Origin of the sequence: Nocardia sp. CY41, from assembly GCF_009829325.1 — a bacterium.
GTDB lineage: Bacteria > Actinomycetota > Actinomycetes > Mycobacteriales > Mycobacteriaceae > Nocardia.
Window position 1 is genome coordinate 42,252 of the sequence record NZ_VUOS01000006.1, and the last position, 19,777, is coordinate 62,028.

At 69.6% G+C, this 19,777-nt stretch carries 19 protein-coding genes; 12 read left to right on the plus strand and 7 right to left on the minus strand.

Features of this window, described 5'->3' with window-relative positions; all coding sequences use genetic code 11:
* A complete protein-coding gene (locus tag GVY64_RS06880; protein ID WP_159839745.1) occupies positions 1-1,116 on the plus strand; it encodes an NAD(P)H-dependent amine dehydrogenase family protein in 1,116 nt (371 codons plus the stop codon).
* A 31-nt stretch (positions 1,117-1,147) separates the two neighbouring features.
* The gene (locus GVY64_RS06885) at positions 1,148-2,374 is read left to right on the plus strand and encodes a cytochrome P450 (RefSeq protein ID WP_159839746.1); all 1,227 of its coding nucleotides are present in this window, start codon (positions 1,148-1,150) and stop codon (positions 2,372-2,374) included.
* Positions 2,375-2,429: 55 nt separating this feature from the next.
* On the opposite strand, the gene GVY64_RS06890 is transcribed toward GVY64_RS06885, so the two are convergent.
* Positions 2,430-3,794: a cytochrome P450 gene (locus GVY64_RS06890; RefSeq protein WP_159839747.1), complete on the minus strand. Its 1,365-nt coding sequence runs from the start codon at positions 3,792-3,794 to the stop codon at positions 2,430-2,432.
* A 155-nt stretch (positions 3,795-3,949) separates the two neighbouring features.
* Between GVY64_RS06890 and GVY64_RS06895 the strand changes: the two genes are divergently transcribed.
* Entirely contained in the window at positions 3,950-5,149 is a 1,200-nt protein-coding gene (locus tag GVY64_RS06895) for an MCE family protein (RefSeq protein ID WP_236566667.1), read from the plus strand.
* Here the strand turns inward: GVY64_RS06895 and aztA are convergent.
* Positions 5,146-5,832 (minus strand): zinc ABC transporter ATP-binding protein AztA, encoded by a 687-nt coding sequence (gene aztA, locus GVY64_RS06900; protein WP_159839748.1) that lies wholly within the window; start codon positions 5,830-5,832, stop codon positions 5,146-5,148. The genes GVY64_RS06895 and aztA overlap by 4 nt on opposite strands.
* Before the next feature lie 58 nt (positions 5,833-5,890).
* On the opposite strand from aztA, the gene aztB reads away from it, so the two are divergent.
* The 7 genes from aztB to GVY64_RS06935 all read left to right on the plus strand — a co-directional run bounded on the left by aztB (position 5,891) and on the right by GVY64_RS06935 (position 13,980).
* Complete coding sequence (gene aztB, locus GVY64_RS06905; RefSeq protein ID WP_159839749.1) at positions 5,891-7,894, plus strand: zinc ABC transporter permease AztB; 2,004 nt, start codon at positions 5,891-5,893, stop codon at positions 7,892-7,894.
* Positions 7,891-8,808 (plus strand): zinc ABC transporter substrate-binding protein AztC, encoded by a 918-nt coding sequence (aztC, locus tag GVY64_RS06910; RefSeq protein WP_159839750.1) that lies wholly within the window; start codon positions 7,891-7,893, stop codon positions 8,806-8,808. Before aztB ends, aztC begins: the two co-directional genes overlap by 4 nt.
* 31 nt (positions 8,809-8,839) lie before the next feature.
* The gene (aztD, locus tag GVY64_RS06915) at positions 8,840-10,003 is read left to right on the plus strand and encodes a zinc metallochaperone AztD (protein ID WP_159839751.1); all 1,164 of its coding nucleotides are present in this window, start codon (positions 8,840-8,842) and stop codon (positions 10,001-10,003) included.
* A gap of 72 nt (positions 10,004-10,075) precedes the next feature.
* The gene (bla, locus tag GVY64_RS06920; protein WP_159839752.1) at positions 10,076-10,984 is read left to right on the plus strand and encodes a class A beta-lactamase; all 909 of its coding nucleotides are present in this window, start codon (positions 10,076-10,078) and stop codon (positions 10,982-10,984) included.
* A gap of 162 nt (positions 10,985-11,146) precedes the next feature.
* Positions 11,147-11,407, plus strand: coding sequence for a hypothetical protein (locus GVY64_RS06925; RefSeq protein ID WP_159839753.1), 261 nt, complete (start codon positions 11,147-11,149; stop codon positions 11,405-11,407).
* A gap of 58 nt (positions 11,408-11,465) precedes the next feature.
* Positions 11,466-13,304: a hypothetical protein gene (locus GVY64_RS06930; RefSeq protein WP_236566668.1), complete on the plus strand. Its 1,839-nt coding sequence runs from the start codon at positions 11,466-11,468 to the stop codon at positions 13,302-13,304.
* Between the two features lie 250 nt (positions 13,305-13,554).
* A complete protein-coding gene (locus tag GVY64_RS06935) occupies positions 13,555-13,980 on the plus strand; it encodes an amidohydrolase family protein (RefSeq protein WP_268895604.1) in 426 nt (141 codons plus the stop codon).
* A 211-nt stretch (positions 13,981-14,191) separates the two neighbouring features.
* Here GVY64_RS06935 and GVY64_RS06940 read toward each other — a convergent pair whose 3' ends face one another.
* From GVY64_RS06940 to fabG, 4 genes are read right to left on the minus strand one after another with little or no spacing between them, the layout of a single operon-like run.
* Positions 14,192-15,466 (minus strand): ABC transporter substrate-binding protein, encoded by a 1,275-nt coding sequence (locus tag GVY64_RS06940; RefSeq protein WP_159839755.1) that lies wholly within the window; start codon positions 15,464-15,466, stop codon positions 14,192-14,194.
* On the minus strand, positions 15,463-16,284 hold the full coding sequence (locus tag GVY64_RS06945) for a carbohydrate ABC transporter permease (protein WP_159839756.1): 822 nt from the start codon (positions 16,282-16,284) through the stop codon (positions 15,463-15,465). The genes GVY64_RS06940 and GVY64_RS06945 overlap by 4 nt, the downstream gene beginning before the upstream one ends.
* Positions 16,274-17,140, minus strand: a complete 867-nt coding sequence (locus tag GVY64_RS06950) for a carbohydrate ABC transporter permease (protein WP_159839757.1) — start codon at positions 17,138-17,140, stop codon at positions 16,274-16,276. Before GVY64_RS06950 ends, GVY64_RS06945 begins: the two co-directional genes overlap by 11 nt.
* Before the next feature lie 56 nt (positions 17,141-17,196).
* The gene (gene fabG, locus GVY64_RS06955) at positions 17,197-17,949 is read right to left on the minus strand and encodes a 3-oxoacyl-ACP reductase FabG (protein WP_159839758.1); all 753 of its coding nucleotides are present in this window, start codon (positions 17,947-17,949) and stop codon (positions 17,197-17,199) included.
* Between the two features lie 155 nt (positions 17,950-18,104).
* Here fabG and GVY64_RS06960 point away from each other — a divergent pair, with 155 nt between their 5' ends.
* The gene (locus GVY64_RS06960) at positions 18,105-18,575 is read left to right on the plus strand and encodes an SRPBCC family protein (protein WP_159839759.1); all 471 of its coding nucleotides are present in this window, start codon (positions 18,105-18,107) and stop codon (positions 18,573-18,575) included.
* A 79-nt stretch (positions 18,576-18,654) separates the two neighbouring features.
* Here the strand turns inward: GVY64_RS06960 and GVY64_RS06965 are convergent, their stop codons facing one another.
* Positions 18,655-18,822, minus strand: coding sequence for a DUF305 domain-containing protein (locus tag GVY64_RS06965; RefSeq protein ID WP_236566670.1), 168 nt, complete (start codon positions 18,820-18,822; stop codon positions 18,655-18,657).
* A 256-nt stretch (positions 18,823-19,078) separates the two neighbouring features.
* Between GVY64_RS06965 and GVY64_RS06970 the strand changes: the two genes are divergently transcribed.
* Positions 19,079-19,636: a TetR/AcrR family transcriptional regulator gene (locus GVY64_RS06970; RefSeq protein ID WP_159839760.1), complete on the plus strand. Its 558-nt coding sequence runs from the start codon at positions 19,079-19,081 to the stop codon at positions 19,634-19,636.
* Positions 19,637-19,777 lie beyond the last annotated feature (141 nt).

The following is a 19,777-nucleotide window of genomic DNA, read 5'->3' on the forward strand; positions in this document are numbered from 1 at the left end:
ATGATCCGGGTGATCCAATGGGCGACCGGCGGGGTCGGACGGGCCGCCATCGAGGGCATTCTCGACCATCCCGAGCTGGAACTGGCCGGAGCCTGGGTGCACAGCGCGGACAAGGACGGCATGGATCTGGGCGAGCTGATCGGACGCCCGCCGATCGGGGTGCGCGCGACCACCGACGCCGACCGTCTGCTCGCCACACCGGCCGACTGCGTGCTGTACAGCCCTTTCCTGGCCGACACCGAGACGGTGCGCGCCATCCTGCGCTCCGGCAAGAACATCGTCACCCCGCTGAGCTGGTTCCATCCGCGCCCCGCGGAGCGGCAGCGATACGACGAGCTGTGCCGCGCCGCCGGAGTGACATTGCACGGCACCGGAATACATCCCGGTGGCATCACCGAGAAGATCCCGCTGGTGGTGTCGGCGCTGTCGGGGCGGATCACCGCGGTCCGCGCCGAAGAGTTCTCCGACATCCGCACCTACGGCGCGCCCGAGGTGGTCCGGGACTGGATGCTGTTCGGCGCGACGCCGGAGCAGGCCGCGGCCAGCGTCATGGCCGACGTGCTCGCGGGCGGCTACGGCCAGTCGGTCCGGATGATCGCCGAAGCGCTGGGCATCGCGCTCGACGAACAGGTGCGGGTGACGCACGAGACCGCGGTGGCCACCGCGCCGATCGATTCGCCGATCGGCCCGATCGCGCCGGGACGCGTCGCGGCCCAGCGCTTCCGCTGGCAGGGGACCGTCCGCGGCACGCCGGTGATCACGGCCGCGGTGAACTGGTTCATGGGCACCGAGGACCTGGATCCGCCATGGACCTTCGGGCCGGCGGGGGAGCGCTACGAGGTCGAGATCGTCGGTGATCCCGGTGCGACGGTGACGTTCACCGGCATGCACGCGCACAGCGCCGCCGCCGGTCTGGTACGCAACCCCGGCATCGTCGCCACGGCCATGCACTGCGTGAATTCGATTCCCTACGTGGTCGCCGCCCCGCCGGGTGTGCGGACCTATCTCGAACTGCCGCTCGTGGCGGGGCGCGCCGCCGCCTCGTTGCGCGGGGCCGCCTGCGACGGGTCCGCGGCGGCCGAACCCGACGCCGCGCGGCGAACTCCGCTGCGTTGACCGGCGTGCTCGTTTCATCCAGGAGGTAGCAATGGCAGCACCGGCATTACCGGTCGGGTGGGACTTCACCGACCCGGCGCTGTGGGAGAACCGCAGTCCCGTCGAGGAATTCGCGCAGCTGCGCCGGACCGCCCCGGTGTGGTGGAACGCGCAGTCCGACGAGTCCTCCGGCGGGTTCCGCGACGGCGGCTACTGGGTGGTCAGCAAGCTCGCCGACATCAAGGAGATCTCGAAGCATCCGGAGCTGTTCTCCTCCGAGCGCAAAGGGGCCATCATCCGCCTGCCCGGCGACATCACGCCGGAGCAGATGGCGCTCACCGGCGCCTTGCTGGTGAACATGGATCCGCCCAAGCACGCCAAGATCCGGCGGATCATCTCCAAGGGCTTCACCCCGCGCGCGGTGGAGAGCCTGCGCGCCGCGCTGACCGAACGCGCCGCGCGGATCGTGCACGAGGCCAGGAAGTCCGGCAGCGGCGACTTCGTCGAACAGGTCGCCTGTGAACTGCCGTTGCAGGCGATCGCCGAACTGATCGGCGTGCCGCAGGCGGATCGGCGCAAGCTGTTCGACTGGTCCAACCAGATGCTCAACTACGACGATCCCGAATACGGCGATCCCGCCATGGCCTCCACGGAGATCCTCGGCTACGCCTGGAACATGGCCGAGCAGCGGCGCGCCTGCCCGGTGGGGGACATCGTGAGCGAGCTGGTGCACGCCGACGTGGACGGTGAAGCGCTCGGCTCGGACGAGTTCGGCTTCTTCGTCATCCTGCTCGCCGTGGCGGGCAACGAAACCACGCGCAACGCCATCACTCACGGGATGAAGGCGTTCGTCGATCATCCCGAGCAGTGGGAGATCTACCGGCAGCAGCGCCCGCGCACCGCACCCGACGAGATCGTCCGGTGGGCCACCCCGGTGACCGCCTTCCAGCGCACCGCGACGCAAGATCTTGAACTCGGCGGGCAGCACATCCGGCAAGGTCAGCGGCTCGGATTGTTCTACAGCTCGGCGAATTTCGACGAGGAGGGCTTCACGGATCCGTTCACGTTCGACGTGCTGCGCGATCCGAATCCGCATGTGGGCTTCGGGGGCACCGGCGCTCACTATTGCGTGGGCGCGAACCTGGCGCGACTGGAGATCGATCTGATGTTCGACGCCATCGCCGACGCGATGCCCGATCTGCGGGAAGTCGCCGAGCCCGTGCGGCTGCGGTCCGGGTGGATCAATGGCATCAAGAGCTGGCGCGTGCGCTACGAGTAGATCCGTGCGGGCTCCCCGTCACCGACGGGGAGCTCTCGCGTGCCCGGCCGCGCCGTCAGCCGTTGTCGTCCCTGCGGCGCCTGCGATAGCGGACGGTGCAGGGCTGGGCGAGCTGCACGACCATCTTGGAGTGATCGTTGCGGTAGCTGTCGGACGGCTGGGTCATCTCGAACTCCCAGTCCCGCAACAGCAACGAGAAGATCGCCTTCAGCTGCATCAGCGCGAACGCCGCGCCGACGCAGCGGTGGCGGCCCGCGCCGAACGGAATCCAGGTCCAGCGGTTGACCAGGTCGGCCTGGTTGGGATCGATGTAGCGGCCCGGATCGAACGCGTCCGGATCGGGGAAGTCCTCCGGGATCCGGTTCGAGATCGCGGGAGTGGCGGCGACATGGTCACCCGCCTCGATCCGATGGCCGCAGACGTCGAATTCGCCGCGCGCCACCCGCATCAGGATGATCAGCGGCGGGTGCAGGCGCAGCGTCTCCTTGAGCACGGATTCCAGCACCGGTATCTGGCGCAGCGCGCCGAAGCTGATGTCCGAGCCGTCGGCGTAGAGCTCGTCGAGTTCGGCGACCACGCGGCCGAGCACCTCGGGGTGGCGCAGCAGTTCGATGATCGTCCAGGCCGCCGTGCCGGAGGTGGTGTGATGACCGGCGAACATCATGGAGATGAAGATGCCGGTGATCTCGCCGGCGCTGAAACGCGGTGCGCCGTCGTCGCCCGGGATCGAGATGAGCACGTCGAGCATGTCCCGGTCGTCCTTGCCGGTGGGCGGGTCGGCGGCCCGGCGATCCATGATCGCCTGAACCAGCTCGACCAGCTCGGCTCGCGCCTGGTCGCGGCGGCGGAAGCTCTCGATCGGGGCGTACGGGTCGACGTAGGCCAGGGCGTCGGTGCCGCGTTCCAGGTCGTGGTACAGGTGGGCGAAGCGGTCGTCGAGGTCGTTGCGGAATTTCACGCCGATCAGGCAGGCCGAGGAGGTGTAGATGGTCAGCTCGGCGAAGAAGTCGAGCAGGTCGATCTCGCCTTCGTCACCCCAGCGCGCGAGCATCCGCTCGACCTCGCGGGCGATGGTCTCGGCGTGCCCGCGCATATGCTCGGCGCGCAGCGCCTGGTTGTGCAGCATCTCCTTGCGGCGTTCCGGGCTGGCGTCGAAGACGACGCCCTCGCCGAAGATCGGCTTCATGAAGGGGTAGGCGGCAGCCTGGTCGAGATCGTCGTCGCCGGAGCGGAAGAAGAATTCGTTGGCCTCCGCGCCGGACAGCAGGATGACCTGGCGCCCGGCCAGGTCGAACGAGCCGACGTCGCCGCACTCCGCGCGGACCCGGCGCATGAGCCCGATCGGGTCGACGCGGAACTCCTCCAGATGACCGTGCTCGTGGTCGCCTCCGGATACCCGCCGTGGTTTCACCAGAGTCATTGGAAATCCTTCCCCAGATAAGTGTCCAAGTTTTATGATGGACACGTGTCTGGACAGTACTACGGTTAGCGAGCGTCCGGCAAGACGCGGCCGACGGCCGTCGTCGCGCCCGCCGGACGCCGTAGCCGCGGGATGCGTGATCGGTGGATTCGACGATGAATTTCGGCAGGCAGACGATGCTGGTGACGTGGCGGCTCCTGCGGTTGAAGATCGCGGGCGCGGTGCTGATCCTGCTCGTCACCGCGGTCGTGGTGGTCGCGGTGACGATGTACGCCGGGCGTTTTCGGGCGACGGTGCCCCTTACCGTCGAGACGCCGCGCACGGGACTGGTGCTCGACGCCGATGCCGAGGTGCGCATGCGGGGCGTCGAACTCGGCAGGGTGGACGCCGTGGAATTCCACGGTGACCGGGCGCGGCTGCGCCTCGCGCTCGATCCCGGGCTGCTGCGGCTGGTGCCGGCCAACGCGACGGTGGACATCCGCTCCACCACCGTATTCGGCGCGAAGTACGTGAATTTCGTCGTGCCGAGCATTCCTTCGCCGACTCCCATGCGCCCCGGATCGACGATCCGGGCGGAATCGGTGACGGTGGAATTCAATACGCTGTTCCAGCGTCTGAGCGACATCCTGGCGAAGGTCGAACCGGGCAAGCTCAACGCCACCCTGGCCGCGTTGGGCGCCGCCCTGCAGGGACGCGGCGACCGCCTGGGCGATCTGCTCGCGCGCGCGGACGACTACCTGCGGCAGATCAACCCGAGCCTGCCCGCGCTGCGGCGTGATCTCTCCGCCGCCGGGCACGTCACCGGACTCTACGCCGACACCGCCCCCGATCTGCTGCGCACGGCGGACAACGCGACCGCGACCGGCCGGACGGTCGCCCAGGACGCGGAAGATCTGGACGCCGTGCTGCTCACCCTCATCGGTCTGGCCGACACCACCCGCTCGACGCTCACGGACAACGAGCGAGAGCTCACGGCGGTGCCGGCGATCCTGCGACCGGCCGCTTCGCTGCTCGACACGTATTCACCTGTGCTGCACTGCGTCGTGGTCGGCATCGCGAAAGCACTTCCCGCGGCCGAGGCCATCATCGGCGGCAACAAACCCGGGGCCATCTTCAACGCGAGTTTCATGTACGGGGCACAGCCCTACAAATTTCCGGACGACCTGCCCAAAGTGAACGCGACCGGAGGGCCGCGCTGCGACGGGATTCTCGACCGAGTTCCGGACAGTCACGCCCGCTATGTGGTCACCGATACCAACGAGGGCGCGCCGTTCACCCCGTCCACCACCGTCACGCCCAACCCGCCCAAAGTCTTTCAGATCCTCTTCGCCGGAATGCCCGGCGTGCCGCGCTAGTCGACCGTTTCGGGGAGGTTTCCGCGCAGGACGGTGTGCGGATCGCCCTCGCAGGCGACTCGGCCGTCTCGCAGCAGCAGGCAGTGGTCGGCGCGCAGGGCGTCCTCGCGGCTGTGCGTCGCGTGGACGACCGTCACGCCCTGCGTCCCGACGTGGCGGATCGCCTCGGCGATCTCCTGCCGGGCAGTGGAGTCCAGGCCGGTGGCCGGCTCATCCAGCAGGAGCAAGTCGGACTCCTGCGCGAGTGCACGTGCGAGCAGCGCGCGTTGACGCTGACCCCCGGAGAGGGTGTCGAGCCTGCGCTCGGCCAGGTCGGCGATGGCCATCCGGTCCAGGCACGCGCGCACGACGGCGCGATCCTGCCGGGTCAGGCGCCGCCATGCGCCGCGGTGCGCCCAGCGTCCCATGGTGACCGTCTCGCGGACGGTGATCGGCAAGGTCGCGGGAACGGCGCTGTGTTGCACGACGTACGCCGGCCGCCGCAGATGTTCCCGGCGAACGGTGCCCCCGGTGGGCGTGATGACTCCGGCCAAGACGCCGAGCAGGGTGGATTTGCCGGAACCATTGGGTCCGACGAGGGCGGTCACTCGCCCGGCCGGGATCGCGGCGCTGAACGCGCGCAGCACCGGACGTCCTCGATAACCGGCCGTCACCTCGGCGACGTCGACAGCGGGCGGCGGCATGTGCGGCTCCGATCAACTCATTGAAATGAAAACCGTTATCATTGTAGAGTGCTGGCTCATGGAGTGGTTGGCCCCGTTCGAGGTCTCGTTCGTGCAGCGGGCGTTGTGGGGCGGATTACTCGTCTCGTGCCTGTGCGCGCTGGCGGGCACCTGGGTGGTGATGCGCGGCATGGCGTTTCTGAGCGACGCGATGGCGCACGGCATGCTGCCCGGAGTCGCGATCGCCGCGTTGCTCGGCGGAAACCTGTTGCTGGGCGCGGCCTTCAGCGCCGCGGCCATGGCGGCCGGAGTCTCGGTGCTCGGCCGCGGCACCAGGTTCGCCGCGGACACCGGTATCGGACTGTTGTTCGTCGGGATGTTGTCGGCAGGCGTGATCATCGTGTCGCGATCGCCCTCATTCGCGGTCGACCTGACCGGCTTCCTCTTCGGTGACGTCCTCGCCGTCGGCGAGCGGGACCTGTGGTACCTGGCGGCGGCTTCGGTGCTCGCGGCGGCGATCTCGCTGCTGGGCTACCGAGCGTTCGTCGCGCTCACCTTCGATCCGCGCACGGCGCACACCCTCGGCTTGCGGCCCCGAGTGGCGAACGTGGCGCTGATCGCTCTGGTGACCCTGGCGATCGTCGCGTCGTTCCACATCGTCGGCACACTGCTGGTCTTCGGCCTGCTCATCGCCCCGCCCGCGGCGGCCGTCTACTGGGTGCACCGCATCCCGCTGATCATGCTCACCGCGGCGGCGCTCGGCGCGCTGGCCACCTTCGCCGGGCTGTTGATCTCGTGGCACGCGCGTACCGCCGCGGGGGCGACCATCGCGGCGACCGCGGTCGCCTTGTTCTTCGTCTCGGCGCTGTCGTCCTGGCTCCGTGACCGGATCCGCTCCTCGCGGGTGACCCCGAAACCACTGGCGCTCGCACTGGTGCTCGCCGCGATCACGCCCCTGATCGGTTGCGGAACAGAGGAATCCGCGCCCGCCGAGCCCGCCCCCCACGGATACGTGGCGGGCGCGGAGGAGACCGACGAGGCGCAGCCGCGTCTCGTCGCCGCCGACACCGCGACCGGCGCCGTGCGGGTGATCGACCTCGTCACCGAGGACGTCCAGGATCTCGGCCGGATGGCAGGCGTCGACCGGGTGACCGCCGACGGGCGCTTCGCGTTCCTGTCCGCCCGCGACGGGGTGCGGATCGTGGACGCGGGCGCGTGGACGGTCGACCACGGCGACCACGTGCACTACTACCGCGCATCCGCCCGGGATCTGGGCGAGGTCACCGGCGGCCCGATATCCGCCGTGCATGCCGACAGCGCGGTCACCGCAGTGGTTTTCGAAACAGGTGGCACCACACTGCTGGACCGGTCCGCGCTCGGCGCGGGGTCGCGGACGGAGCGTGGTGTGATCGCGGACGGAGCCGCCGTGCCGTACGCCGAGCGTCTGCTCGTGGCCGTGCCATCCGATGGGCGGATCGAGGTCCGCACCCGCGACGGCGCGCCCGCCGAGGTGCTCGCGCAGCCGTGCCCGCATACGCGTGGCTCGGCGGTGACCAGGCGAGGCGTCGTCTTCGGCTGCGCCGACGGTGCTTTGCTGGTGACGATGCGGAACGCGGTGTTCACCGGCGAGAAGATCCCCTACCCACAGGGCACCGCGGAAGGCGAGCGCGCGGTCGAGTTCTTCCATCGCCCCGGCAGCGCGACGCTGGTGGCCGCGGCCGGACGACGTGGCGTGTGGGTGCTCGACGTCAGGAGCAGGACCTGGACCATCGTGCCGACCGGCCCGGTGGTCGCGGCGAACACGGCGGGAGAGGGCGCCGCTCTGCTGACCCTCACCGCGGACGGCTTCCTACACGGCTACGACGTCGCGTCCGGCCGCGCGTCCGCCCCGGCACGCCCGCTCATCGCGCCGGTGCCCGAGGGCACGTCCCCGCCGCGGATCCTGGTCGACGAACACCGCGCCTACCTCAACGATCCAGCGGCGCGGGCGATCCACGAGATCGACTACACCGACAACCTGCGCACGGCGCGCACGTTCCGCCTCGACATCGCGCCCACATCGATCGCGGAGACCGGCCGATGAGACCCGCTGCCCGATGGTTGGCGCCGGTCGTCGTCGCGCTGCTCGCGCTGACCGGATGCTCGATCGCCGGCGCGCACCGCGACCGCGTCGTCGTCACCACCAACATCCTCGGCGACCTCACCCACGCCGTCGCGGGCGACGCGGTGGAGGTCACGGTGCTCATGCCGGCGAACGCGGACCCGCACTTCTTCGCCGTCTCCGCGCAGCAGGCGGCCGAGCTCGAACGCGCGAGCCTGATCGTCTACAACGGGCTCGGCCTCGAGGAGAGCGTGCTGCGCAATGTCGAGGCGGCCGAGCAGGCCGGGGTGGCGAGCGTATCCGTCGGCGCGGCGATCGACCCGATCAGCTATACGGCGGAGGATGCGGACGGGAGGCCGGATCCGCACTTCTGGACCGATCCGCGTCGCGTGCGCCGGGCGGTGGAGGTCATCCGGGACGGGATCGTCGACCGGGTCCCCGGCGTGGATGCCGCGGCCGTCCGCGCCGGAGCCGATCGCTACCTGGCCGAACTCGACCGGCTCGAGCGCTGGATGATCGAGCGGTTCGCCACCATCCCCGCCGAGCGGCGAAAGCTGGTCACCAACCACCACGTCTTCGGCTACTTGGCACGGCGATTCGGCTTCGAGGTGGTCGGCGCCGTGGTCCCGGGCGGGACCACGCTCGCGTCACCGAGCCCGTCGGATCTCTCCGCCCTCGCCGGGACCATCCGGGCCGCCGGGGTGAGCGCGATCTTCGCCGACTCCTCGCAACCGGACCGCTTGGCCCGCGTGCTGGCCGAGCAAGCCGGTGTGCGCGTGCAGGTCGTCTCCCTGTACTCCGAATCCCTCACCGAACCGGGCGGAGGTGCGGGCACCTACCTGGAAATGATGCGGGCCAACACCGAGGCGATCGTGCGCGGCCTCACTGCCCCATAGCCCCAACCACCAACGAAAGACGGAGTCACCCATGCCCGTTCGGTCACGAACCACGACATCGTCCGCTCTGATCGGCTTGCTGACCGTCGTGCTCGCCGGTTGCGGCGCCGACGCTTCCCCGGAACCGGAAGACCGGCGCGCACCGATCGCCGATCCCGTCGCGATCACCTACGACGGCGGAATCCACGTACTGGACGGAAACAGTCTCGCACTCGCGGCCACGGTCGAGCTCGACGGCTTCAACCGGCTCAACCCCGCGGGCGACGACCGTCACCTCATCGTCTCGACCAAAGAGGGCTTCCGCGTCTTCGACGCCGCCACAGCCGAATTCACCGGCACCGACTTCCCCGGACCCCACCCCGGGCACGTGGTCCGGCATGCCGGGCGAACGGTGCTGTTCAGTGACGGCACCGGCGAAGTCGTCGCGTTCGACTCCGCCGATCTCGCCGACGGGCGGCCGCGGACCGCCACCTACCGCGCCGCCGCTGCGCACCACGGCGTCGCGATCGAACTCGCCGGCGGCGACCTCGTCCTCACGCTCGGCGCCGAGGAGAAGCGGACCGGGATCGTGGTGCTCGACAAGAACCGCGCCGAGAAGGCGCGCAACGAGGACTGCCCCGGCGTGCACGGGGAGGCGACGGCCGCGGGCGAGGCCGTGGTGATCGGCTGCGAGAACGGCGTGCTGATCTACCGCAACGGCGTCATCGGCAAGGTGACCAGCCCGACCGAGTACGGCCGGATCGGCAACCAGGCGGGCAGCGAAGCCTCGCCCGTCGTCCTCGGTGACTACAAGCAGGACAAAGACGCCGAACTCGAACGTCCGCAACGCGTCTCGCTGATCGACACGGTCACCGGGGCATTGCGCCTGGTCGATCTGGGTACCAGCTACACCTTCCGTTCGCTGGCTCGCGGCCCGCACGGCGAAGCGCTGGTCCTGGGCACCGACGGCCGCATCCACGTGATCGATCCCGTCGCGGGCGCCGTCGTGCGCACCATTCCGGTCACGGGCCCCTGGCAAGAGCCGCTGGAATGGCAGAAGCCGCGTCCCGCGCTGTTCGTCCGCGGCGGCACCGCCTACGTCTCGGATCCCGCCGCGAAGCAGATCCACCGCGTCGACCTGGCCACCGGGGCGAAGACGGCGAGCGTCACGCTGCCGAACACACCGAACGAAGTGAGCGGCGTGGTCGGGCACTGACCCCGGGCTCTCGTGGGTGGGGACGCAGGATAATCGCCATGGCCTGCTGGGTGTTCACCTGAAAGGACGCGTATGACATCGCCGCCGTCTACATTCGGTCGTCGTGTGCTGCTGACCGCGGCGGCATTCATACCGCTGGCCGGGTGCGCTACGGAAGAGTCGTCGTCCTCCTCCGCTCCCACAGTGCAGGCGGCGGAGCGCCACGATCGATTGATCGAGCTGGAAGGAAAGTTCGACGCCCGCCTGGGCGTCTACGCCCGCGCCACCGGGACGGGCGCCACCATCGCCCACCGCGCGGACGAACGATTCGCGTTCTGCTCGACATTCAAGGGCCTGGCCGCGGCGGCGGTATTGCAGCGCAATCCGCTGTCGCACTTGGATACCGTCGTCACCTATACCAGGGACGACCTGCTGAAGAACGCCTCCGTCACGCCGCGTCACCTGGATACGGGTATGACGATCCGGCAACTGTGCGACGCCGCGATCCGCTACAGCGACGGCACCGCGGGCAACCTCCTGCTCCGCGATCTCGGTGGCCCCGCCGAATTGACGGCGTACGCGCGGAGTCTGGGCGACACGGTCACCCGGATGGACCGGATCGAGCCCGCGATCACCGAAGCCACCCCGGGCGATCCGCGCGACACGACTTCGCCGAGAGCCTTCGGCGAGCTGTACCACCGCATCGTGGTGGGCGACGCGCTGCCACCGGACAAACGCGACTTCCTGCGCGACCTGATGGAACGCAACGCGACCCCGGCCGGAGCCCAGCGGATCCGGGCCGGCACACCGCAGGGCTGGACGGTGGCCGACAAGACCGGGACCGGTGACTACGGCACGCTCAACGACATCGCGATCGTGTGGCCCCTGGCTTCCCCGCCACTCGTCGTCGCCGTCATGTCCAGCAAGGCCGCCCGGGACGCCTCGTACGATCAAGGCCTGCTCGCCGAGGCCGCCGCGTACGTCGTGGACACTCTCACCTAGCGGGCCGCCGCGATTCCCGACCGAAAACGGGAGGCATGTCTTGTCCGCGGCCGTCGTCACGGCGGCGGGAAACCGGTTGCGTTGCAGGCTCATCGCCAGAAACCCGCTGCAACACGAGCCGGACGTCCCCAAGGCCGAGTGGTTCACCGAGGGCGGTGATTCATGGAGGCACTGTGTTCGATCGGACCCAGCGGGTTCGCGCGATATGCCCGGCTGTTCCACCCGGTCGAACCCGGCGACGATCCGTTCGATCCCGGCATTTTGCTGGATTTCGAGGGCGACCTCGGCGTCGAGGCGCTGCGGCGGCTGACCGGTATCGCGGGCAGCGCCGCGCTGATCGAGGCGTTGCCGGCGGACACATCACTGGACGTCGAGGAGACCCTGTCGTCGAGCGACCTGCCGTATCGGCGAGACCGAGCGTGACCTCTCCGTAGCGCGAAGGGAAGGATCCCCGACCGGACCACCGCTACGGTGGGATGACATGGACACTGCTGTGCTCGCCGTGCCGGAGCCCGCACGCGTCCCTCGATCCGCGGCGACGAGGGGCCGGCTCCGGCGGATCTCGAACGCACAGCCGGTGGTCGTGGCGGCCGGTTGCCTGCTCGTGCTGCAGCTGGCGATCCGCTGGTGGGTGGCCGACAGCGGCTACTTCTATTGGGACGATTTCATCCTGGTAGGCCGCGCGGCCCGATTCGGTCTGTGGTCGACGGACCTGCTGTTGTACGACCACGACGGCCACTTCATGCCGCTGGCCTTCGCGACCGCCTGGGCGGTGAACGCGGTGGCGCCACTGGTCTGGGCGGGCCCGGTGGTGGTGCTGCTGCTCCTGCAACTGGCGGCGTCGGTCGCCGTGGTGCGCATGCTGCTGCTCCTCGCCGGCCCGCGCTGGCCCCTCTTGTTTCCGCTGGTCTTCTACCTGTTCTGCCCTCTGACGATCCCGGCTTTCGCCTGGTGGGCCGCCGCGCTGAACGCATTGCCGCTGCAGTTCGCCCTCGCCTGGGTGATCGGCGACGCGGTGCTGCTGGTCCGGACCGGGCGGCGCCGGTACGCGCTGTCCGGGATCGCGGTGTCGGCGGTGGCGCTGCTCTTCTTCGAGAAGTCCGCGGTCGTGCCGTTCGTCGCGTTCGCCGTCACGGCGCTGGCCCGCCATGTCGACGGCGGCGCGGCCCCGATTCGCGTGGTGGCGCGGCGGGGCGCGGCGCTGTGGGCCGGGTCGGGCGTGGTCCTGGCCTGCTGGTCGATCGCCTATCTCGTGGTGGTCGACGGCCCCGGCTTGCCCGACCGGTGGGACGAGTTGCGTGACCTGCTGCCCGGCGCCGCATCGCTGGGAATCGCGCCTGCCCTGTTCGGCGGGCCGTGGGTGTGGGAGCGGTGGCTACCGTCCACGCCGTGGGCGGATCCGCCGGGGTGGGCGGTGGTAGCGGCCTGGCCGGCGCTGATCGCGGTCGTGCTGGCGACAATGCGCGCCCGGCAGCGGATAGCTGCGGTCTGGCTGACGGCCGCGGCCTATGTTCTGATCGCGCAGCTGGCCGTGGCGCTGGCCCGCGGCGGACCGAACACCGCGGGGGAGCTGATGCAGTCGCTGCGCTATTTCGCCGACACAGCGGTGGTACTGGCGGCCGCGGGGGCGCTCGTGCTGCGAGCCCGTCCCCGGCCGTCCCGGGGACCGACGGTCGCGGGCCGGCCCGCGACGGCCACGGTGACGGTGGTGTTCGTCGTCAGCAGTCTCTGGTCCACCTGCACGTTCGTGCGATCGTGGCGCGCCGGCCCGACCGAGTCCTACATCACCACCGTGAAATCGGGCTTGAACGCGTGGGACGGCGCGCCCCTGCTCGAGCAGGAAGTGCCGTGGAATGTGCTGAATCCTCTGGCCTATCCGCAGAATCTGACCAAGAACGTGCTGGCGCCCGTGGCCGCCCCCGGCACGTTCGCGGACTCGACACCGCACCTGCGGATGATCACCGACAGCGGCGCGATCGTCGACGCGGCGGTCTGGTGGAACCGGATCATCCTGCCCGGACCGGAGCCCGGCTGCGGGCACCGCATCCACGGCTCCGCCCCGGCGCGCCTGCCGCTCGACGGCCCGATGCTCGAGAACAAATGGACGGCGCAACTCAACTACCTCGCCGGCCGCGACGGCCGGATCGCCGTGGCGCTGGAACACGGCGAAGCGGTCACGGCGCCGGTCCGGAAAGGCCCGAACACCGTGTTCGTTCGCCTCATAGGCAGCGGGTCCGCACTCCGGATCGCCGCCACCACACCGGACTTGAACCTGTGCGTCGGCGTCGGACCGGTCGGTGTCGCCTCCTACGACAACTGAACCGCCACACCTTTTCCGGTGCCGCGCGATTGTCCGGCCGCCGCGCGACCCACTTCACGTGCTCCTGAGTCCCGATAGCGCGGGGCGGGGCTGCGGTTTGCGCCTGACGCGCGGGCGATATCTGATTCCTTCACGGTCCTGAAGATTTCCTCACTCGGAATTGACGACTATTTCGTCGTAGTTGATGATTTCATCTAATATCGTTCCTGGCCCGTTACTGCAACACCTACGCGGCGGGACTGTTCCTATGATGGTCACCGGCATGACGCAGCGCTACCCGAACATCCGGTTCCAGCTGGCGCACGCGGGTGGGACGCTGCCGTTCCTGTCCCACCGCGTCAGCGTGGCCGCGCAAACGGTGATCGGCGAACTGTGGCCTGCGGACCTGCCCCGGCCGTCGATCCTCGACACGCAACGCCAGATCGCGAACTTCTACTACGACACCGCGCTCAGCGGATCGGCCGCGGCGATGGCGGGCGTGCTCGCGGTCAGCTCCCGCGACCACGTCGTCTTCGGTTCGGACTGGCCGTTCAGCGCGCTCACCCTGCCCCAATCGGGCACCCACGATCCGGCTCCCGGGCTCAGCGGCGTCTTCGACGCCGATCAGCGGATGGAGGTCGAACGGATCAACCCGCTGCGGCAGTTGCCCCGGCCGGCCGCGGCGGTCGACGCGTGAGCGGCCGTCGCCGCACGCCATCGGGCGGGCCTGCGGCCGCCCGGCGAAACTCCGCACCGCGATCCCGGATGCTCGCGCTGCTGGGGCTGGTCATCGGGTTGTGCTCCGGTGCGGCGGTGACGGCCTTCTACGACCGGAAAGCGTTGGCGCGCACGGCGGATCGCGGCCAGGTCGCCGCGACGTGATCCGCCGGCGCGCTCACGGCGCTCGCTCAGTTCTGCGCGACGGCCTCCTCGGCTGCGGCGCGGGCACGTGGCAGCGCCTCCCGCACCGGAATCCGGCCCAGATACATTTCGGCGAGGATCGGGTCGACGGCGCGCAATGCGGCCGGGAAACCCGGCCCGCCACCGGAGGAAATGCGCGGGCCGCGCAGCACGTCGAAGAAGGGGGCGACATCGACCCCCTTATCGGCCCAGTAGTCGCGATAGCGCTGCTGTTCGGAGACGACTGCCGGGATGGTGGCGCCGCCTTCGGCCAGAAAGCGATTTCCCGCGCCGCTGCCGAGCCAGGCCAGTACCCGGCGTACCGCGTCCGGATGCCGGGTGGCCGCGTTACCGGCGACGCCGATCGCGTTGTTCGTGCTCACCCGTCCGGCCGGGCCCGCGGGCAGCAACGCGACGCCCCAGGCGAAGCGAGCCTGCTCGGAGATCTGGGCGAGAGTGAACGTTCCGGACTGGAACAGCGCCAGTTTTCCTTGCAGGAACGCGTTCTTCGCGAAGTCGGGATTGGTATTGGTGTCGGCGGGCGAGGGCGTGAGTCCGTCGGCGATCAACCGCACCAGATAGTCGGACGCCGCCACGCCCTGCGGGCTGTCGAAGACGAAGTGATCGCGATCGTCCTGGAAGCGTGCTCCCGCCGAGCCCAGATAGGGCAGTTCGACGGACTGGAAGTCGCGCCCCCCGTTGTAGGCGTACGGGGCGACGGCCGCCAGCCGGCGCAGCAGCGGCCGTAGGGTGTCGTCGCCGTCCGGATTCCAGCGCAGTGCGTTCAGTTCCGCCGGATCCACGTGCGCGGCCGCGAGCAAGTCGCGGTTGTAGTAGACCGCTGTTCCGGCATCGACGAATTGCGGTACGGCCCACAACTTTCCGTCGCGTGTGTACTGCGTCACCGCCGACGGGTCCCAGGCTGTCACGGCCTCGGGACCGAGTGCCGCCCCGATGTCGATCAAGCGTCCGGCGTCGGCGTAGTCCTCGTACAGGTTGGTCCAGAACAGGTCGTCGGCAGTGCCCCCGGCGACGTCCAGCCGCAGCTTTTGCTGATACGACGCCCACGGCACCACCGTGATCCGCACTTCGATGTCCGGATTCGCCCGTTCGAACTCCGCGAGCGAGGCACGATAGGCGGGGACGAGGCTCTCGTCCCAGATCCGCAGCCCGAGCACGGTGCGGCCGGATCCGTCGCCGTCGCGGCCGAGCCACAAGACGGCCGCGACCAGCAGCACCGCGGCGAGCGCGAGGGCGACCACCACGCGGGTCGAAGTCCTCATTTCACTCCCGTCCACGCGATCGAGCGCAGCACCTGCCGCTGGAAGATCACGAACAGCACCACCAGCGGCGCGATGGCCAGCGTCGTGGCCGCCATCACCAGCGTCCACTGCGCGTTGTACCGGGTCTGCAGGTTCGCCGTCGCCACGGTGAGCACCTGCCACGAGCGACCGCTGCTCGCGACCAGCGGCCACATGAAGTTGTTCCACTGCGAGACGATCGTGATCAGCGTCAAGGTCGCCAGCACCGGCCTGCTCATCGGCACCATCACGTGCACGATGATGTCGAGGGTGTTCGCGCCGTCGAGCCGCGCCGCCCCGATCAGCTCCTGCGGGATCGCCCGGAAATACTGACGCAGCAGGAAGATCGCGTAGGGCGAGCCGAATACGAACGGCAGCACCAGCGCCCAGAACGTGTTCAGCAGCTCCAGTTGCGCGAACATCAGATAGAGGGGGATGAGCGTCACCATCGGCGGCACCATCATGGTGGCCAAGTACATCCAGAACAACGCGTCGCGGCCCGGGAATTCGGTGCGCGCGAACGCGTACGCCGCCAGCACCGAGGTGATCAGCTGGCCCCCGGTGACGAACGCCGTCATCAGGGCGGTCACCAGCACCGCCCGACCGAATCCGTAGTCCAGCACCGTCCGGAAGTTCTCCGCGGTGACCGGATGCGGAAGGGTCAGCGGTGATCCGGTGGCGAACTGCTCGGGCGTCTTGACCGCCGTGAGGGCGCTGAGCAGCAGGGGAGCGACGGTCAGCAGCGCGCCGGCGGAGAGCACCGCATAGGCCGCCGCCGAACGAAGGCGATCAGAATTCATAGGTGGTCCGATTCCGGAAGTAGCGGTGCTGCGCCATGGTGATCGCGAACATCACCGCGAACACCACCAGCGCCATGACCGCGGCGCGGCCCGGACGCGCCGCGTCGAATGCTTCGGTGAAGATCCGCATCGCGAGGACGTCCGTGCGATCGCCCGGCCCGCCCTTGGTCAGCGCGTACACCGTGTCGAAGGTCTGGAACGCGCTCAGCACGCCGGTGACCAGGACGAAGAACATGGTGGGACGCAGCAGCGGCAGGATCAGCCAGCGGATCCGCCGCCATCCGGTGGCCCCGTCCAGCGCTCCCGCGTCGAGTATCTCGCTCGGTATCGCGCGGATTCCGGCCACGAAGAACAACGCCACGTATCCGAAGTTCGCCCACACGCTCACCGCGGCCACCGACGGCAATGCCAGCGCCGGATCCGACAACCACTCGACGCGCCGGCCGAGTACGGCATTGACGGCGCCGCCGGTGGGCGCGAGCATCCACTGCCACACCACACCCACCGCCACCGGCGCGCACATCCACGGCAGCGTGTACATGACGCGCAGGCTCGTCGCGCCGCGCCGTCGCGCCAGCAACGCCGCGACCGCGAAACCCAGCACGGTCTGCGCGGGCACCACGATCGCGGTCAGCGCGAGCGTCACCAGCAGGGCATGGCCGAAGGCGGCGTCGGTCAGCACCGACCGCCAGTTGCGCAGGCCCACGAAATCCAGCGGCCCCAACAGGTTCCAGCTGTGCAGACTGAGCCAGGCCACCACCAGGATCGGCGCTATCAGGAACGCGCCGACGCCGAACAGGCTCGGCAGCAGCAGAACATAACTCGTCACGCTACGACGAGCCCCAAGCCGGTTCATGTGCTGCGACGTTACCGCCCCCGCCCACCCGCACCCGGCGGGCGGGGGCGGGGTCGTCAGTCGGTCGGACCGCCCGCCACGTAGATCACCTGGCCCGATACGAAACCGGCGCCCTCGCTGACGAGGAACGAGGCGGTGTGCGCGATGTCGTCCGGTGTTCCCACGCGCTGCACGGGAATCTGTGCGGCGGCGGCCTTCTGGAAGTCCTCGAACGAGACGCCGACGCGCTCGGCGGTGGCGGCGGTCATGTCGGTGACGATGAACCCGGGCGCGATGGCATTGGCCGTCACGCCGAACTTGCCCAGCTCGAAGGCCAGGGTCTTGGTGAAGCCCTGCAGGCCGGCCTTCGCCGCCGAGTAGTTGGCCTGGCCGCGATTGCCGAGCGCCGAGGTGCTGGACATGTTCACGATCCGCCCCCATTTCTGCTCGACCATGTACTTCTGCACCGCGCGGGTGAGCAGGAAGGCGCCACGCAGGTGCACGCCCAGCACCGCGTCCCAATCCGCGACGCTCATCTTGAACAGCAGGTTGTCGCGCAGGATGCCCGCGTTGTTCACCACGACGGTCGGCGCGCCCAGCTCGTTCTCCAGCTGCTCGACGGCGGCGGCGACCGAATCCTCGTCCGACACGTCGGCGCCGAGTGCGAGGGCCTGTCCGCCCGCCTCGGTGATCGCGCGGACCGTATCGGCGCAGGCTGCCGCGTCGAGGTCGAGCACGCCGACACGAAGCCCGTCCGCCGCCAAGCGCTTGGCGATCGCCGCACCGATCCCTCGTGCGGCGCCGGACACTACTGCAACTCGCTCGCCCATGAGCGCGTCCCTTCGTCGGTCGGATGTCGGATCAGTCATACCGCACCTGCCCGCCGTCGTGTCCGGGACCATTCCGCCCGGATCGGCGCGCGGGATTTCCACCGGTCTCGAGCAGAAGGCTTGCCCGGCTCTCGACCCGATGCTTCGATCGGCATGTGACCGACCAGAACGAGGTTCCCCGTATCGTCAGCGCCAGCCGCGAGATCAACGCGGGCCCGGCGGAAATCTTCGAGCTCATCGCCGATCCCGCCGAGCAGCCGCGCTGGGACGGCAACGACAACCTGGCCGAGGCCGCGACGGGGCAGCGGGTGCGCGCGGCCGGCGCGGTGTTCAGCACGACGCTGACCAACGGAGCGGTGCGCGACAATCACGTCGTGGAGTTCGCCGAGGGCAGCCGCATCGCGTGGCGCCCGTCGGAGCCCGGGAAGGAGCCGCCCGGTCACCTCTGGCGCTGGGAGCTCGAGCCGGTGGGCGTGGGCCGAACCCGGGTCACCCACACCTATGACTGGACATCGCTCACCGACGAGAAGCGCCAGGTCCGCGCTCGCGCGACCACCGCGGACAAGCTTGCGGCCTCGCTCGATCGCCTCGCCGGACTAGCCGAGCAGCAAGCGGTTTCGTCGTAGTCACCGTTCGCACGTCAGCGTGGGGCGGTGGTTCAGGCCGGTAGGCCGATGAGCGCGGCTTCCTGTCCTTGGGTGCTGATCATGTCGCGGGCGGCTGCTCGACCACGCCGCCGTGCAACAGGCGATCAGCGGCCTGCGCCATCTGGATGCCGCCGTAATGGTGGCGCTGCATCAGGCGCAGGAACCGCGTCGCCGCCTCCGCGCCGCGCGCGCCGGCGAGTGCGTCGAGGTCGGCCTGGCTCGCCATACGTGGTGGCGGCAGCGTCGTGTATCCGAACGACCCGGTAGGGGGTGGCGGCGTCGGAGGAGCGCGGTTCCGGCGCGGCGCTACGGAGTCCCTACCCACGGAGTCGAGCCGGTCCGGCCCCTCGTCGCGCCGGACGCTGTTGTCCGGTTACCTGAGTCGGTGTGCGCGTGTCACGCCGGACGTCAATGGGTGCGGCTCCCCTCCGCGCGTTGCCGGTCGTTCGGCGCGGTGCGGCCGGTCCGGTAACCTTGCCCGAATGACCTCGCCACGCCGTGTGAACAGGGGGCCGAAGGCGGCGGCCGGCAACCGGGCGGCCTTGATTCAGGCGGCGCGAGAGGTCTTCGCCGACAGCGGTTTCGACGCGCCGTTCAGCTCCATCGCGCGGGCCGCGGGAGTCGGGCAGGGCGTGCTCTACCGGCACTTCCCGACCCGGGAGAGCATCGCGCTGGCAGTGTTCGAGGAGAACATCGACGGCATCGAGGCGCTGGCGGCCGATCCGGCGGTCACGGTCGACGACCTGCTGGCGATCATGGTCGATCAGATCACCACCTCGGCGGCCTTCATCGCGATGATCCATCCCACCGATACCGACGACATGCGCCTGTTCGAGGTGGCGCGACGGTTGATCACCCTCATCGCGGAAAAGCTCGCGGATCCGGCTCAGCGCGGCACGATCAGTGCCGACATCACCACCGCCGACGTGGTCCTGGCGCTGGCGATGCTCGCGGCGGTGCTGTCGAAGACCGACGCGCAGTCGAAGAAGGAGACCGCCCGGCAGGCCTGGGCGTTGCTGGACCGCGCGTTGCACGACTGACGGCGAGGGGCGCGTCGCGGATGCGCGCGTTCAGCGCGATCGATCGATCGACGTGAACGTGTCTGCTACCCGCCCGAGCGAACGGACGACATACAGCAGGCCATCGGCGAATTCCCGTCGCCCGACGTCCATTCCGGTTTC

Excerpts from the sequence above, each read along its gene's own strand:
- GVY64_RS06880 (WP_159839745.1), top strand. The coding sequence starts at position 1 with ATGATCCGGGTGATCCAATGGGCGACCGGCGGGGTCGGACGGGCCGCC.
- GVY64_RS06885 (WP_159839746.1), top strand. The coding sequence starts at position 1,148 with ATGGCAGCACCGGCATTACCGGTCGGGTGGGACTTCACCGACCCGGCG.
- GVY64_RS06890 (WP_159839747.1), bottom strand. The coding sequence starts at position 3,794 with ATGACTCTGGTGAAACCACGGCGGGTATCCGGAGGCGACCACGAGCAC.
- GVY64_RS06895 (WP_236566667.1), top strand. The coding sequence starts at position 3,950 with ATGAATTTCGGCAGGCAGACGATGCTGGTGACGTGGCGGCTCCTGCGG.
- aztA (WP_159839748.1), bottom strand. The coding sequence starts at position 5,832 with ATGCCGCCGCCCGCTGTCGACGTCGCCGAGGTGACGGCCGGTTATCGA.
- aztB (WP_159839749.1), top strand. The coding sequence starts at position 5,891 with ATGGAGTGGTTGGCCCCGTTCGAGGTCTCGTTCGTGCAGCGGGCGTTG.
- aztC (WP_159839750.1), top strand. The coding sequence starts at position 7,891 with ATGAGACCCGCTGCCCGATGGTTGGCGCCGGTCGTCGTCGCGCTGCTC.
- aztD (WP_159839751.1), top strand. The coding sequence starts at position 8,840 with ATGCCCGTTCGGTCACGAACCACGACATCGTCCGCTCTGATCGGCTTG.
- bla (WP_159839752.1), top strand. The coding sequence starts at position 10,076 with ATGACATCGCCGCCGTCTACATTCGGTCGTCGTGTGCTGCTGACCGCG.
- GVY64_RS06925 (WP_159839753.1), top strand. The coding sequence starts at position 11,147 with ATGGAGGCACTGTGTTCGATCGGACCCAGCGGGTTCGCGCGATATGCC.
- GVY64_RS06930 (WP_236566668.1), top strand. The coding sequence starts at position 11,466 with ATGGACACTGCTGTGCTCGCCGTGCCGGAGCCCGCACGCGTCCCTCGA.
- GVY64_RS06935 (WP_268895604.1), top strand. The coding sequence starts at position 13,555 with ATGGTCACCGGCATGACGCAGCGCTACCCGAACATCCGGTTCCAGCTG.
- GVY64_RS06940 (WP_159839755.1), bottom strand. The coding sequence starts at position 15,466 with ATGAGGACTTCGACCCGCGTGGTGGTCGCCCTCGCGCTCGCCGCGGTG.
- GVY64_RS06945 (WP_159839756.1), bottom strand. The coding sequence starts at position 16,284 with ATGAATTCTGATCGCCTTCGTTCGGCGGCGGCCTATGCGGTGCTCTCC.
- GVY64_RS06950 (WP_159839757.1), bottom strand. The coding sequence starts at position 17,140 with ATGAACCGGCTTGGGGCTCGTCGTAGCGTGACGAGTTATGTTCTGCTG.
- fabG (WP_159839758.1), bottom strand. The coding sequence starts at position 17,949 with ATGGGCGAGCGAGTTGCAGTAGTGTCCGGCGCCGCACGAGGGATCGGT.
- GVY64_RS06965 (WP_236566670.1), bottom strand. The coding sequence starts at position 18,822 with ATGGCGAGCCAGGCCGACCTCGACGCACTCGCCGGCGCGCGCGGCGCG.
- GVY64_RS06970 (WP_159839760.1), top strand. The coding sequence starts at position 19,079 with ATGACCTCGCCACGCCGTGTGAACAGGGGGCCGAAGGCGGCGGCCGGC.